15 protein-coding genes are annotated in these 13,126 nt (G+C 64.4%); 14 read left to right on the forward strand and 1 reads right to left on the reverse strand.

The window, feature by feature from the left end:
* Window positions 1-55: 55 nt before the first annotated feature.
* The 4 genes from rpsM (at window position 56) to rplQ (ending at window position 2,627) form a co-directional block, all read left to right on the forward strand.
* Window positions 56-427, forward strand: coding sequence for a 30S ribosomal protein S13 (gene rpsM, locus ACP15D_RS01245; RefSeq protein WP_424955754.1), 372 nt, complete (start codon window positions 56-58; stop codon window positions 425-427).
* Between the two features lie 94 nt (window positions 428-521).
* Window positions 522-929, forward strand: coding sequence for a 30S ribosomal protein S11 (rpsK, locus tag ACP15D_RS01250; protein WP_072377453.1), 408 nt, complete (start codon window positions 522-524; stop codon window positions 927-929).
* A gap of 125 nt (window positions 930-1,054) precedes the next feature.
* Window positions 1,055-2,077 carry a DNA-directed RNA polymerase subunit alpha gene (locus ACP15D_RS01255; protein WP_424955755.1) on the forward strand — a complete coding sequence of 341 codons (1,023 nt, stop codon included), beginning with the start codon at window positions 1,055-1,057 and terminating at the stop codon, window positions 2,075-2,077.
* Between the two features lie 121 nt (window positions 2,078-2,198).
* The gene (gene rplQ / locus ACP15D_RS01260) at window positions 2,199-2,627 is read left to right on the forward strand and encodes a 50S ribosomal protein L17 (RefSeq protein WP_424955756.1); all 429 of its coding nucleotides are present in this window, start codon (window positions 2,199-2,201) and stop codon (window positions 2,625-2,627) included.
* 121 nt (window positions 2,628-2,748) lie between these two features.
* Here the strand turns inward: rplQ and ACP15D_RS01265 are convergent, their stop codons facing one another.
* A complete protein-coding gene (locus ACP15D_RS01265) occupies window positions 2,749-3,201 on the reverse strand; it encodes a regulator (protein ID WP_424955757.1) in 453 nt (150 codons plus the stop codon).
* 160 nt (window positions 3,202-3,361) lie between these two features.
* Here ACP15D_RS01265 and ACP15D_RS01270 point away from each other — a divergent pair, with 160 nt between their 5' ends.
* From ACP15D_RS01270 to ACP15D_RS01315, 10 genes are all read left to right on the forward strand, one after another.
* A complete protein-coding gene (locus tag ACP15D_RS01270) occupies window positions 3,362-4,363 on the forward strand; it encodes an AraC family transcriptional regulator ligand-binding domain-containing protein (protein WP_424955758.1) in 1,002 nt (333 codons plus the stop codon).
* Window positions 4,364-4,512: 149 nt separating this feature from the next.
* A complete protein-coding gene (locus ACP15D_RS01275) occupies window positions 4,513-5,541 on the forward strand; it encodes an NAD-dependent epimerase/dehydratase family protein (RefSeq protein WP_424955759.1) in 1,029 nt (342 codons plus the stop codon).
* Between the two features lie 149 nt (window positions 5,542-5,690).
* The gene (locus tag ACP15D_RS01280) at window positions 5,691-7,130 is read left to right on the forward strand and encodes a Do family serine endopeptidase (protein ID WP_424955760.1); all 1,440 of its coding nucleotides are present in this window, start codon (window positions 5,691-5,693) and stop codon (window positions 7,128-7,130) included.
* Window positions 7,131-7,136: 6 nt separating this feature from the next.
* Window positions 7,137-8,459 carry a replication-associated recombination protein A gene (locus ACP15D_RS01285; protein ID WP_424955761.1) on the forward strand — a complete coding sequence of 441 codons (1,323 nt, stop codon included), beginning with the start codon at window positions 7,137-7,139 and terminating at the stop codon, window positions 8,457-8,459.
* Window positions 8,460-8,573: 114 nt separating this feature from the next.
* Window positions 8,574-9,122, forward strand: a complete 549-nt coding sequence (locus ACP15D_RS01290) for a type VI secretion system amidase effector protein Tae4 (protein WP_424955762.1) — start codon at window positions 8,574-8,576, stop codon at window positions 9,120-9,122.
* Window positions 9,123-9,148: 26 nt separating this feature from the next.
* Window positions 9,149-9,385 (forward strand): hypothetical protein, encoded by a 237-nt coding sequence (locus ACP15D_RS01295; RefSeq protein WP_424955763.1) that lies wholly within the window; start codon window positions 9,149-9,151, stop codon window positions 9,383-9,385.
* 256 nt (window positions 9,386-9,641) lie between these two features.
* Entirely contained in the window at window positions 9,642-10,643 is a 1,002-nt protein-coding gene (locus tag ACP15D_RS01300) for an RluA family pseudouridine synthase (protein ID WP_424955764.1), read from the forward strand.
* Window positions 10,643-11,323, forward strand: coding sequence for an HAD-IA family hydrolase (locus ACP15D_RS01305; RefSeq protein ID WP_424955765.1), 681 nt, complete (start codon window positions 10,643-10,645; stop codon window positions 11,321-11,323). The genes ACP15D_RS01300 and ACP15D_RS01305 overlap by 1 nt, the downstream gene beginning before the upstream one ends.
* Window positions 11,320-12,084, forward strand: a complete 765-nt coding sequence (locus ACP15D_RS01310) for an ATP12 family chaperone protein (protein ID WP_424955766.1) — start codon at window positions 11,320-11,322, stop codon at window positions 12,082-12,084. Before ACP15D_RS01305 ends, ACP15D_RS01310 begins: the two co-directional genes overlap by 4 nt.
* 589 nt (window positions 12,085-12,673) lie before the next feature.
* Window positions 12,674-13,018, forward strand: a complete 345-nt coding sequence (locus tag ACP15D_RS01315) for a hypothetical protein (RefSeq protein ID WP_424955767.1) — start codon at window positions 12,674-12,676, stop codon at window positions 13,016-13,018.
* Window positions 13,019-13,126: the final 108 nt, after the last annotated feature.

Raw genomic sequence — 13,126 nt, forward strand, 5'->3', positions numbered from 1 at the left:
GCGTCGGGGGCGGCGAGCCTCAAGCCGGCGGCAATCGATACCTCAGGAGAAACGTGTGGCCCGTATCGCAGGCGTCAACATTCCGACGCAGAAGCGCGTAGTGATCGCGCTGCAGTATATTCATGGCATTGGTGAGAAGTTCGCCACCGACATCTGCACCAAGGTCGGCATTCCTGCCGAGCGGCGTGTCAACGAGCTGACGGACGCCGAAGTGCTGCAGATTCGCGAGACGATCGATCGCGATTATCTCGTCGAAGGCGACCTGCGCCGCGAGGTCATCACCAACATCAAGCGCCTTATGGATCTCGGCTGCTACCGCGGCCTGCGTCACCGTAAGGGCCTGCCCGTTCACGGCCAGCGCACGCACACCAACGCGCGCACCCGCAAGGGTCCGGCCAAGCCGATCGCTGGCAAGAAGAAAGCCTAATCGGTTCATCAGGGGCGGCCTCCTCGGCTGTCCCTATTCGGTTTTGACGAAATTCGCATGACGGGCCGCACGGCGGCCTCTGGAGAGACGACGGATGGCCAAGGATACAACCGCTGCTGGAGGACGCGCCAAGGTGCGTCGCCGCGAAAAGAAGAACATCACTTCGGGCGTCGCGCACGTCAACGCGTCGTTCAACAACACCATGATCACCATCACCGATGCTCAGGGCAACACGATTGCCTGGTCTTCGTCGGGCACCAAGGGCTTCAAAGGCTCGCGCAAGTCGACGCCGTACGCCGCCCAGGTCGCTGCCGAGGATGCTGGCCGCAAGGCTCAGGAGCACGGCATGAAGATCCTCGAGGTCGAGGTGTGCGGTCCCGGCTCCGGCCGTGAGTCGGCGCTCCGCGCGCTGCAGTCGGTAGGCTTCCAGATCACCTCGATCCGCGACGTGACGCCGATCCCGCACAACGGTTGCCGCCCGCGCAAGCGTCGTCGCGTCTAACACTCTTCCGGCGGGACGAGGATTCCGTCCCGCCGTGCGCCGCTCCGAAGCGTGCGCTGTCGCATTCTGAATTCAATTCGCCTGCCACCCCCGGCGCAGGCGTCCAGGTAGCGAGGCACCCCGTGGTGAACGTTCTACAGAAGAACTGGCAGGATCTGATCAAGCCGAACAAGCTCGATGTAGCGTCGGGCCGTGATCGCAATCGTGTTGCGACGGTCGTCGCCGAGCCGCTCGAGCGCGGCTTCGGCATGACGCTCGGTAACGCGCTCCGCCGCGTGCTGCTGTCGTCGCTGCAGGGCGCCGCCATCAAGACCGTCCAGATCGACGGCGTGCTGCACGAGTTCTCCTCGATCCCGTCCGTGCGTGAGGATGTCACCAACATCGTCCTCAACATCAAAGAGATCGCGCTGCGCATTCACTCCGAAGGCGTGAAGCGCATGGTCCTCAAGAAGGAAGGCGGCGGTCCCGTCCGCGCCAAGGACATCGAGGCCGGCCCCGACGTCGAGATCCTCAACCCCGAGCACGTGATCTGCACCCTTGACCAGGGCGCAGCCATCCGCATGGAGTTCACGGCCGACATGGGCAAGGGCTACGTCCCGGCCGATCGCAACCGCCCGGAGGACGCTCCCATCGGCCTGATCCCGGTCGACAGCCTCTACACCCCGGTCAAGAAGGTCTCCTACAAGGTCGAGAACACCCGCGAGGGCCAGATCCTCGACTATGACAAGCTGACCATGACCGTCGAGACGGATGGCTCGGTGAAGCCCGAGGATGCGATCGCGCTTGCCGCACGCATCTTGCAGGACCAGCTCGCCGTCTTCATCAACTTCGAGGAGCCCAAGAAGGCCGTCGAAGAGACGCGTCACCCCGAGCTCGCATTCAACGCCGCCCTCCTCAAGAAGGTCGACGAGCTCGAGCTTTCCGTCCGCTCGGCCAACTGCTTGAAGAACGACAACATCGTTTACATCGGCGACCTCATTCAGAAGACCGAGGCCGAGATGCTGCGCACGCCGAACTTCGGCCGCAAGTCGCTCAACGAGATCAAGGAAGTTCTGGCCTCCATGGGTCTGCACCTCGGCATGGAAGTGCCGAACTGGCCGCCGGACAACATCGAAGAGCTGGCCAAGCGCTTCGAGGATCAGTACTAAGCCGGGCGTAGGCGGCAGGATCTCTTGAGAGGTCAACTGCCGCCACGCTCATTTTTGACGACCAAGGCAATCAAGGAGGGGCCGAAGAACCCCCCATTGCACAACGTAAGGGAAAGACACAATGCGCCACAAAAAGCTCGGGCGGCGTTTCAGCCGCGACGTCGGCCACCGCCAGGCCATGTTCTCCAACATGGCGGCCGCTCTCATCAAGCACGAGCAGATCGTCACCACGCTGCCGAAGGCGAAGGACCTGAAGCGCGTCATAGACAAGTACATCACGCTCGCCAAGCGCGGCGACCTGAACTCGCGCCGCCTGGCCGCCTCGCGCATGCGCGACGAGGACATGGTCAAGAAGCTCTTCGACGTGCTCGGGCCGCGCTACAAGGATCGCGCCGGTGGCTACACGCGCGTCGTGAAGGCTGGCTTCCGCTACGGCGACAGCGCTCCGCGCGCCGTCATCGAGCTGGTTGACCGCGACACCTCGATCAAGGGCAAGGAAGACAAAGAGCGCCACGAGGCTGCTCTCGCCGCCGCCCAGTCTGAAGGCTGATCTTTCGCGCCGCATCCCGGCTGGGATGCGAGGACCGCGACCATCACACGAATAAAGCCGGCGCCAATCGCGCCGGCTTTTTTCATTGCTCAGACGATGCGGCTCTTGGCTGGCGCAATCCTCACGCCGCCGAGGCCTGCGCATCCTGCGCTTCGAGCAATGCTTTGAACTCGGCCATGCCCAGAGTCGCCACGACGTTGAGGCTGTCGTCGAGGATCTCGTAGACGAGGTTGTCGACGTTCCGGTTGCTGAAGAACGCGATCACGTCCTGGTCACCGCCGCCCTCGGTATGCGGCTCGCCGTCGCCCGGAGTTGCGACATAGCTCCCCACCGGCCGCACCTCTTTCAATTCGCCGTTCGCGCGATAGATGCGCAGCTCACCCTGCAGGATGACAGTGACGTAGTCGCACTTGTGCCGGTGCGTGGCGATCTTCGAGTGCGCGTCGAACTTGAATAGGATGTCGACGATGCGTTTCGTCTCGTCCACGGCACAGATGTGATAGGCGATGTGCGGGAACCCTTCGAGGGTATGCCAGCTCACATTGCGCGTATCGAAGGGAAGGGTCGTCGTCATTTCGGTGCCTTTCTGCGTTGGCTTGCCGGCGCATCCGCCCTACGCGGCCTCCCAAGTGGCCTTAAGGGCTGCTCTCCCGCTGACGCCAACGTGAATTGTTGCCGCGGCTCTCGCTTGCCATTTTGTGCCACATCCGTCGCGGCCGCTGTGGGTCTATCGCATGGCACTCCGTATATCCGGCGTTACCCGCGCCAGCGCTTTGGGACCGATCGCCGAGTTCATGGATAGGCAGGGCGGCTCGATCACGCGCGTCCTCAATGACGTGGACCTGCCTTTTGCCCTTCTTGAGCACCGCGACCTGGTCGTTCCGCTGCGAGAGCAATTCCGCCTGCTCGAGCGCGCCGCCCGCGAAACTGGCGACGACTTCTTCGGCGCCCGCCTGGGTCAGGTCGTGCGCTCGCGCGAGTTGAGCCGCTTCGGCGCATGGGCGTGCGCCGGCCCGACATTGCGTGAGGCCATCAGGCGCGCTCACGCCGGCATCGGCGTCATGCTTCAAACGGCAACTGTGCTGCGCTTCACGCAAACGGATGAATCAGCCCTGTGGTCCATCGAGTTCGTCGAGCCCGAATGTGAGGGCCGACATCACAACGAGCTGTTGGGCATCAGCTACATGATCGATGTCATCCGCTCTTACGCAGGTGCCAGCTGGCATCCGAACACGGTTTTCACAGCTCTGGCGAAAAGCGAAAGGCGCGCTCCGCTGGAAGATGTCTTCCGATGCAATATCTCGCACGGCCATGCTGTGACCGCCGTGAGCTTCAACGCAGCCTTGTTGGATTGCCCGCGTACGGCTGTAAACCGTGCAGAAGGCGAGGGGGCACCGGAGGCAGAGCTGCCGCCCGAACGAGATGCCCTCGCCACCATCGGCGCCGTCGTCGACCTCGCCCTGCACGAGGACTATCCGCGCGTCGATTGGGTCTCCGCCAAGATGGGACTGAGCCGCCGGTCGCTGCAAAGGCTACTCGAGCGCAACGGCACCTCGTTCGGGGAACTCGTCGAGCAGTCGTTGTGCCGTCGGGCGATTGTGCGCCTCGGCGATCATGGCACCGCCATCACTGAGATTGCCCTGGAGCTCGGCTACTCCGACGCAGCGCATTTCACCCGCGCTTTCCGCCGATGGACCGGCATGCCGCCCAGTGCCTACCGGCAGTCGCTTACCTGATCCATGTCGCCATAATGGCAACCCATCCCGTACGGATTAGCGCAGTTCCCACAATTACAGTTCCGGCGGCCCGAAGGGGCCATTATTGGTGGCGGGCGCCGGCCGAACAGGGCAGTGCGCTGACGATGGGCTTCAGCTAGGGATCGCATATGTCTTCGCAGAAGGTTCTGGTCACCGGCGCCTCCGGCTTCATCGCCAAGCACGTCATCGCCGAACTCGTCCGCCAGGGATACGAGGTGCGCGGCACGATACGCAATTTCGCGCGCGAGCAAGAGGTGTTGCGCGGCATCGCCAGCGCAGGTGCCCCCCTCGATAACGTGAAGCTCGTCCCCGCTGATCTTATCAGCGATGACAATTGGGACGATGCCATCGCCGGCTGCACCTTCGTCGTGCACGTCGCCTCGCCCTTTCCGATCCGCCCCGTGAAGCACGTCGACGAGCTTGTGCAGCCCGCGCGCGAGGGGACGCTGCGGGTGCTGAAAGCCGCGACCAAGGCGGGCGTCAAGCGCGTGGTGCAGACGTCCTCCATCGTCGCCATAACCACGCCCTGGCCGGAAGCCGAGCGCGGGCATGTGTTCGACGAAACCGATTGGACCAATCCAAAGCGCCCGGATATCTCGCCCTACACCATTTCCAAGACGCTCGCCGAGCGCGCAGCATGGGACTACGTGACTTCGACGCCGGGGGCGCCCGAGCTGGCGACGATCAATCCCGCCTTCGTTCTCGGCCCGGCTCCCGACACCGACCTTTCGACCTCGGTCGAAGTCATCCGCCTGATCGGCACCGGCGCCTATCCGCTGGCACCCAAGATTGCCTTCCCTGTCAGCGACGTGCGCGACGTGGCGGCGACCCACGCCCTCGCCATGATCACCCCAGGCGCGGCCGGCCAGCGCTTCATCACCGCCAACGGCTTCGTTCGGCTCATCGACGTGGCGGCTATGGTTGCCAAGGCGCTGCCAGATCTGTCGAAGAAGGTCCCGCGCGGGGAAATGCCCGATTTCCTGGTGCGGCTCCTGGCCATATTCGATAATCGCCTGAGGGCTGTGCTGCCGGACCTGGGCTTCCCCCGACAGGTCTCGAACACCAAGGCGCGCGAAATCCTGGGCCAGAAGTTCCGCTCGCCCCAGGAGGCGGTCACCGCCGCCGCCTCGAGCCTTCGGGCCCTGAAGGTCATCTGACGCCGATTCTGGGGCCTATGGCGTTTTGCGGGCAGCGTCGTCACGTCAGCGCCACGAAGCGCGGCGCTATGCTATGTCAGCCGCGGCCTCAGCTTCTGGAACAAAAGAGGACCCGCACCGTCAAACCGTGCAAAGGACCATGACCAGGGATGACTATGCCGAAACGCTTCCAATTCCGTGCTCTCGCCATCCTCCTCGGTCTCGGCGCCGTTGTCGGCCCCTTCGCGGCCCCGGCAGTCGAGGCGCTGGACCGGCAGGTGCCCCCCTCGAGCGAGGCGCTGCAGTTCTCCTACGCGCCGATCGTCAAACGGGCGACCCCGGCAGTGGTGAACGTCTATGTGCGCTCTCGCGTGCGCACCTCGCTCTCGCCCTTCGCTAACGATCCCTTCTTCCAGCGCTTCTTCGGTGGCCGCGGCGGCTTCGGCCTCCCGCAAGAGCGCATCCAGCAGTCGCTCGGCTCGGGCGTCATCATCAGCCCCGATGGCGTCATCGTCACCAATACCCACGTCATCAAAGGCGGCTCCGATACGCAGATCCGCGTGGCGCTGTTCGACAAGCGTGAGTACGACGCACGCATCATCGCCCAGGACGAACGCACCGACCTTGCCGTGCTCAAGATCGAGAAGGGCGGCAACGACTTCCCCTATCTTCAGTTTGCCAATAGCGACAAGCTGGAGGTCGGCGACGTCGTCCTCGCCATCGGCAACCCCTTCGGCGTCGGCCAGACGGTGACAAGCGGCATCATCTCCGCTCTCGCACGAACCGAGATGGCGCAATCGGATACGCAGGTATTCCTGCAGACCGACGCTGCCATCAATCCCGGCAACTCCGGCGGCGCTCTCGTTGACATGAACGGCAAGCTTGTCGGCATCAACACGATGATCTTCTCGCAGTCCGGCGGCTCGGTTGGCATCGGCTTCGCCATCCCGTCGAACCTCGTGCGTCTTGTCGCCGACAATGCCATTGCCGGACGCAAGATCGAGCGGCCCTGGCTCGGCGCCCAGCTCGAAACGGTCGATCGCGAGAAGGCGCAGTTGCTGAAGCTCGACCGCGTTTCGGGCGCGGTCGTCATGCGCCTCACCAACAACAGTCCGGCCGCACGCGCTGGGCTCCTGCTCGGCGACGTCATTATCACCGTCGACAGCTTCGACGTCGCCGATGCGCACTCGGTACACTACCGCCTGACGACGCGCGGCATCGGCAACACCAGCCGCCTCGAGGTCATCCGCAACGGCCGCGTCGTCAAGGTCGACCTGCCGCTGCTGCCGGCCCCCAAGCCCGGAAAGGATGATGTGCGCAATTTGTCGGGCAATCATCCCTTCGACGGAGCGCGCGTGTCGAACATCCTCCCGAGCGTTGCCGACGAGTTCAATCTCGACGAGACCGACGGCGTCGTCATCGTTGCCGTGCGCTCTGGCGGCGTTGCAGCGCGCCTCGACTTCCAGCCCGGCGACGTCATCCTTCAGGTCGGTCCCGACAAGATCACTGATGTCGTCATGCTCGACGAGATCACCCGCAAACCCCAGCGTCTGTGGAGCGTCACCATCAAGCGCGGTGGACGCACCATGAAGCTGCAGATGTCAGGCTGATCGCGCGTGGCAACGCTGTTCGAAGCTGCCGGATTGGAGAAGGGCGCCCCGCGCCCGCTTCCCGATCGCCTGCGCCCGACCAAACTTTCCGAGGTTGTCGGCCAGGATCACCTCGTCGGCCCGACCGGCACCCTGACGCGCATGCTGAAAAGCGGCCGCCTGCCGAGCCTCATCCTCTGGGGCCCGCCAGGCTCCGGCAAGACCACGGTCGCGCGCCTGCTCGCACACGAGACGCAACTGGAGTTCGAGCAGCTTTCGGCGATCTTCTCCGGCGTGCAGGATCTGCGCAAAGCCTTCGACCGCGCCAAGTCGCGCCGCGAGCTTGGCAAAGGCACGCTGCTGTTCATCGACGAGATTCACCGCTTCAACCGCGCACAGCAGGACAGCTTCCTCCCGCACATGGAGGACGGCACCATCACGCTCGTCGGTGCCACCACCGAGAACCCATCGTTTGAGCTCAACAGTGCCGTGCTCAGCCGCGCCGCTGTCCTGGTGTTCAACCGCCTCGGCCCGGAAGCCATCGAGGATCTGCTGCAGCGCGCCGAGAAGGAAGAAAAGCGCAAGCTGCCGCTCGACGACGACGCCCGCGAGGCGCTCATGGCCATGGCTGACGGCGATGGCCGTGCTTCGATCAACCTCGCCGACGAGGTCTTCGCCGCCGTAGCGCCAGGACAGGCGCCGCTCGATCGCAACGCGCTCAGCGAACTGGTGCAGCGTCGCGCACCGCTCTACGACAAATCGCGCGAGGGGCACTACAACCTGATCAGCGCGCTCCACAAGTCGGTGCGCGGTTCCGATCCCGACGCGGCGCTCTACTATCTCGCCCGCATGCTCGATGGCGGAGAGGATCGCTTGTTCCTGGCACGTCGTCTCGTGCGCATGGCCGTCGAGGATATCGGCCTCGCCGACCCGCAGGCCGTCGTGCAGGCGCTCGCCGCCAAGGACACCTTCGACTTCCTCGGTAGCCCCGAAGGCGAATTGGCTCTGGCGCAGGCGACCGTCTACCTCGCCACCGCGCCCAAATCGAATGCGGTCTACGTCGCCTACAAGGCTGCAATGCGCGCCGCCAAGGAGCATGGCTCGCTGGCGCCGCCCAAGCACATCCTCAACGCTCCCACCAAGCTGATGGAGGAGGAGGGCTACGGCGGCGGCTACGAATACGACCACGACGCCGAGAATGCCTTCTCCGGGCAGGACTACTTCCCCGAGGAATTCGCCAAGCGCCCCCAGTACTACGATCCGCCCGAGCGCGGGTTCGAGCGAGAGATCAAGAAGCGCCTGACCTATTGGGCCGACCTGCGCGCCAAGCGCAAACAAGGCAAGCCGTAAGGCGGCGAGAGCGTGGCAGCGCGAAGCCTAAACTTCGGCGTTACAACGAAAATTCGTGAGTTCACCCCGTCACGGTTCATACCTATACTGATCAGAGCGTAGACGGGGGATGCAATGACGGTCCGGTTCATCGATCTCTGGCGTGGACACCCGATCAATGAGTCCGTGACGACGCCGTGTATTGCGCCGCACGACCTCACCAATATGGAAGGCCAGCACGTCGGGATGGGCTTTCCCGTATTCCACAATCAATGCGCGATCCGCCTGGGCGTCGCGCTGCGCCGTGCCGGCGTCACCGACAGCCAGATCGGCGGCTGCGCCTCATGCGCCGTGCACCCGCGCTCCGACATGCATTTCATCAACGCCAATCAGCTCGCCAACGCGCTCGCGCATGCGAACATCCCCGGCATCGGCCGTGTCGAGAAGATCACCGGCACGGAGACTTCGCACTATTACCCGCAGCTCTTCGGCCGCACCGGCATCATCTACTTCCAGGACTATTGGAAGCGCAGCTCCGACAAAGGCCGTCCCACCGGCGACCATATCGACGTGTGGAACGGCTATCGCTCGTCGGCGAAGTGGCTGCTCGAGTGGTTCTCCTGGCTCGGCTACTATTCCAACTACGCCAACGCCGGCGAAATCTGGTTCTGGGAAGTGAAGTGAGCGCACCGCGCTCAGGGGGCACAACCATGCGCTACACTGTTGCAATGGTATTCGCGGTCATCGGCGCCGGATTGGCCGCCGTGTTCCTCGGCTCCTCGGTCGCCGATTGGATCGTGGCACATCGCTCGTTCGACAGCTCCGACGATGCCGAGAACCTGCACATGCTCTCGTTCATCGGCACCATCGTCACCGGCCTTTTTGTCGGCTGGCTTCTCGGCTGGATCGTTGGCGGTGCCGGCAGGTCCAGTAAGCCGGCGGCATAGCGGCCGCGCGTAACCAGCGGCGAGAACCCGATACCGGCCGAGAACCGGGTTTTCATCGGCGCAACAGCGCTGCATCGGGCTTGGTCAAATCCTGTCAACCATCGCTGGGGCATGCTCGCCGCGCGGGACGGACCGTCTCCAGACTGGGCCACCGGGCGACGCGCGGGTTAGGTTCGGGCCGGTGAGGCTGGACATCAGAGCCCGCTACGCCTAGGCCATCGCACAAAAGCGGCTGGCAGCCCGGACAGGATCATTGATGAGCGATCGCGTTGAAACCATCGAAGTGAAGGCGAGCGAGGCCGACATGCGCCTCGATCGATGGTTCCGTGTGCACTTCCCCGAAGTGGGTTACTCCTACTTGCAGAAGTTGCTGCGCACCGGCCAGGTGCGCGTGAACAGCCGTCGCGCCGAAGCGAATGCGCGCCTCGAAGCCGGCGCCCAGATCCGCGTTCCGGCCGTCGTGCGCGCCGCGCCCAAGGCCGCAACCGCCACCGGCGTGAAGCCGGCAATGGGCGTTTCAAAGGGCGACCGCGACCGCATCGAGAAGATGATCCTGTTCGAGGACGACCACGTGCTTGTGCTCAACAAGCCGTTCGGCCTCGCTGTCCAGGGCGGCACCGGCACCAAGAAGCACATCGACGGCATGCTGGAAGGCATGGCCGACCGCTTCGGCGGCGAGCGCCCGCGCCTTGTCCATCGCCTCGACCGCGACACGACCGGCGTCCTTCTCGTCGCCAAGCATCGCGACGCCGCCGCCAAGCTCGGCCGCGTGTTCCAGACGCGATCCGCCGCCAAGACCTATTGGGCTCTGGTGAAGGGCGTTCCGAAACCGCCGCAGGGCAAGGTCGAGGCGGCACTGGTAAAGGCCGCCGGCCCCGATGGCGACCGCGTGCGCAAAGCGCTCCCCGGCGAACAGAAGGAAGCGATGCACGCGACGACGCACTACTCCGTCATCGACCGCCTCGCGCACAAGGCATCATGGGTATCGCTGAAGCCGGTGACGGGCCGCCAGCATCAGTTGCGCGCCCACATGGCGCTCATCGGACACCCTATATGCGGTGACAACAAATACGGCGGCGATGAAAACCTCCCCGCCGAGCAGATGGACAACAAACTTCACCTGCATGCCCGCCGTCTTGTGCTGCCGCACCCCTTCACCGGCGGCAAGATCGATGTAACCGCGCCGCTTCCCGAGCACATGCTGAAGACCTGGGAAATACTTGGCCTCGACGCCGATCGCTACGACGAGGACAAGTGATGAAGCTGATCGTCCTCGATTGCGATGGAACGCTGGTCGATAGCCAGAATGGCATCTGCGAGGCGATGAACTACGCCTTCACCGGCTTCGGTCTGACGCCGCCCCCGCGCGCCGCGACGCTCTCCATTGTCGGGCTTTCGCTACCCGAAGCAATCCTGGCCCTGGCCCCCGAGGCCGACGGGGAGCTGCGCGCCAAAATGGTCGAGCGCTATAAATCGGCGTTCTTCGAAATCCGCCGCGAGCCCGAACTGCATGAGCCGCTGTTCGAGGGCATCGCCACCGCCATCGAAGCCTTCGGCCGCCGCGATGACATCGTGCTCGGCATCGCCACCGGCAAGTCGCGCAAGGGAGTTGACCGCCTCTTTGAGCGCGAGGGCTGGGCAGGGCGCTTCGTCACCGTGCAGACGTCCGACGATCACCCCTCCAAGCCGCATCCATCGATGCTGCACGCCGCCATGGCCGAAACGGGCGTCGATCCGGAACGCACCGTGATGGTGGGTGACACAACTTTTGACATGGCCATGGCACGCGCCGCCGGCACCGGAGCGCTGGGCGTCGGCTGGGGCTATCATTCAATTCCCGACCTGCATCGTGCCGGCGCCCATTCCGTGGTCGAGCTCAGCCACACGCTGGCAGAGGAGATCGATGCATTCTTCGCACAGCGGGAGAACGCAGCATGAGCGAGGAAGAAAAGCGCGCCGCCCCCAACATTCCCAAGGACCAACTGACGCCGCCGCTGCCCAAGCGTTTCTATACCGACGTGACCGTGGGCGACGCACCGGGCGGCGGCTTCCAGATCCTGCTCGACGGCAGGGCCGTGCGCACACCGAAGAAGCAACTGCTCATCGTCCCGACCCGGGCGCTGGCCGAGGCGATCGCTGCCGAATGGGCAGCCCAGGACGCGCACATCGACCCATCGAAGATGCCGTTGTCCAAGCTCGCCATCACCTCCATCGACGGCGTCACCGGTAGCATGCGCGAAGTCGCATCGGACATCGTCCGTTACGCCGGCAGCGACCTGCTCTGCTACCGCGCCGAGGCGCCCGCCACCCTCGCCGAACAGCAGGCCCGCACCTGGGATCCCCTGTTGAGCTGGATCGAGGCTCAATCGGGTGCACGCTTCCTTCTGGCCGAAGGCGTGATGCCGGTAACGCAGAACCGCTTCGCTCTTGAGCGTATCGAGGACCTTGTTGCCCCCTACGACGCCATGCAGCTCGCTGCCCTGCACGTGATGACCACACTCACAGGCTCGGCATTCCTTGCGCTCGCCGTCGCCAAGGACCGCCTGTCTGCTGAGGAGGCTTGGGACGCCGCCCACATCGACGAGGACTGGCAGATCGCGCGCTGGGGCGTCGACGTCGAGGCCACCGAGCGCCGCGAGCGCCGCCGCCGCGAGATGCTCTCCGCCGATCGCTTCTTCAGGCTCCTGGCAGCCGCCTAGCTGTTAACTTTCAGAGTTAGGCAGCAACCCTCACGCTGCCCCTCTCAGGGGATGCGCCGGGATTTCCGGTGACGCACATTCAATGTCACCCCGACGAAAGTCGGGGCCTGCGCCAAGTGCAGCACGCGCCTCTGGCGAAGGACAGCGCGGCGTTTGCGGCTGGCGCGGATCACTTCTTCCGGCGCGCTTGTCGAGACGTGTCTGGGTCCCGGCCTCCGCCGGGATGACGGTGGGGGGGGGCGCCGCTTGGACACCTCTTGGCCGCGCAGCGGCGAGGGCGCCTTGCGCGACCCTCGCCGCACAACAAGCATCTCGCTGCTTGCGTCACCCCAAAAAAATTGGCTGCGGGACGCATGCGCGCGCGTGGCTGCCCAGTTCCGTAGGTAACAGCGGCGGCCTGCGGACCCGCCTAGAGTGACGGCCAAACAGAGCCAGAACCGATGGAGCGGCCTATGCTCAGCCTATTCGACCTCATCATCCTAGCAATCGTCATCGCCGCGGTGCCCTTCCTGCTGTGGGCCGGCCGACGACCGTAACGCCTGTCGCCTCTCGCCGTCGCAGCACCGCCAGATCCCAGAAGGATAAGCTTATGCAACCCCTCGGAACGTATGATCTCTACCTCAACTTTTTCGTCGCCACCGCGATGCCGTTGATCATCCTCGCCAACCTGCGATCCTCGGTGCGCAATAGCCCGCGCAACGCGTTCCTCTGGCGCGATCACGCCAATTTCATGCGCACCTCGATGGTTATCATCGCGCTGCTCAGCCTCTGGTCGATGGTCCAGCTGGCCGGTCACTACGGCCTCGCTTCTCCCGCCTTCGTCGACTGGGCCATGCCCGCCATTGGCATCCCGTTCCTGGTAGCCGCTCTGGTCGAGATCTGGTTTGCCGCCCGATTCCTGCGCCAGTGCCTGCGGGCTCGCTTTGCGGGCTGACCCTAATGGCGGGTGGCCGCTGCCCGAAACGTCGCATCTAGGGTCCCTCGCGCCTGCGTTTGCACCGCCGAAACAGCATGCTATGAGCGCTGTTGGCGTGTCCGAAGG

Source organism: Hyphomicrobium sp. 1Nfss2.1 (genome assembly GCF_965243865.1).
Classification (GTDB): domain Bacteria; phylum Pseudomonadota; class Alphaproteobacteria; order Rhizobiales; family Hyphomicrobiaceae; genus Hyphomicrobium_A.

Coding starts and splice junctions, on each gene's coding strand:
- ACP15D_RS01290 (WP_424955762.1), top strand. CDS start 8,574: ATGACGGTCCGGTTCATCGATCTCTGGCGTGGACACCCGATCAATGAG.
- ACP15D_RS01280 (WP_424955760.1), top strand. CDS start 5,691: ATGACTATGCCGAAACGCTTCCAATTCCGTGCTCTCGCCATCCTCCTC.
- ACP15D_RS01275 (WP_424955759.1), top strand. CDS start 4,513: ATGTCTTCGCAGAAGGTTCTGGTCACCGGCGCCTCCGGCTTCATCGCC.
- ACP15D_RS01300 (WP_424955764.1), top strand. CDS start 9,642: ATGAGCGATCGCGTTGAAACCATCGAAGTGAAGGCGAGCGAGGCCGAC.
- ACP15D_RS01305 (WP_424955765.1), top strand. CDS start 10,643: ATGAAGCTGATCGTCCTCGATTGCGATGGAACGCTGGTCGATAGCCAG.
- ACP15D_RS01310 (WP_424955766.1), top strand. CDS start 11,320: ATGAGCGAGGAAGAAAAGCGCGCCGCCCCCAACATTCCCAAGGACCAA.
- ACP15D_RS01315 (WP_424955767.1), top strand. CDS start 12,674: ATGCAACCCCTCGGAACGTATGATCTCTACCTCAACTTTTTCGTCGCC.
- ACP15D_RS01295 (WP_424955763.1), top strand. CDS start 9,149: ATGCGCTACACTGTTGCAATGGTATTCGCGGTCATCGGCGCCGGATTG.
- rpsK (WP_072377453.1), top strand. CDS start 522: ATGGCCAAGGATACAACCGCTGCTGGAGGACGCGCCAAGGTGCGTCGC.
- ACP15D_RS01265 (WP_424955757.1), bottom strand. CDS start 3,201: ATGACGACGACCCTTCCCTTCGATACGCGCAATGTGAGCTGGCATACC.
- ACP15D_RS01270 (WP_424955758.1), top strand. CDS start 3,362: ATGGCACTCCGTATATCCGGCGTTACCCGCGCCAGCGCTTTGGGACCG.
- rplQ (WP_424955756.1), top strand. CDS start 2,199: ATGCGCCACAAAAAGCTCGGGCGGCGTTTCAGCCGCGACGTCGGCCAC.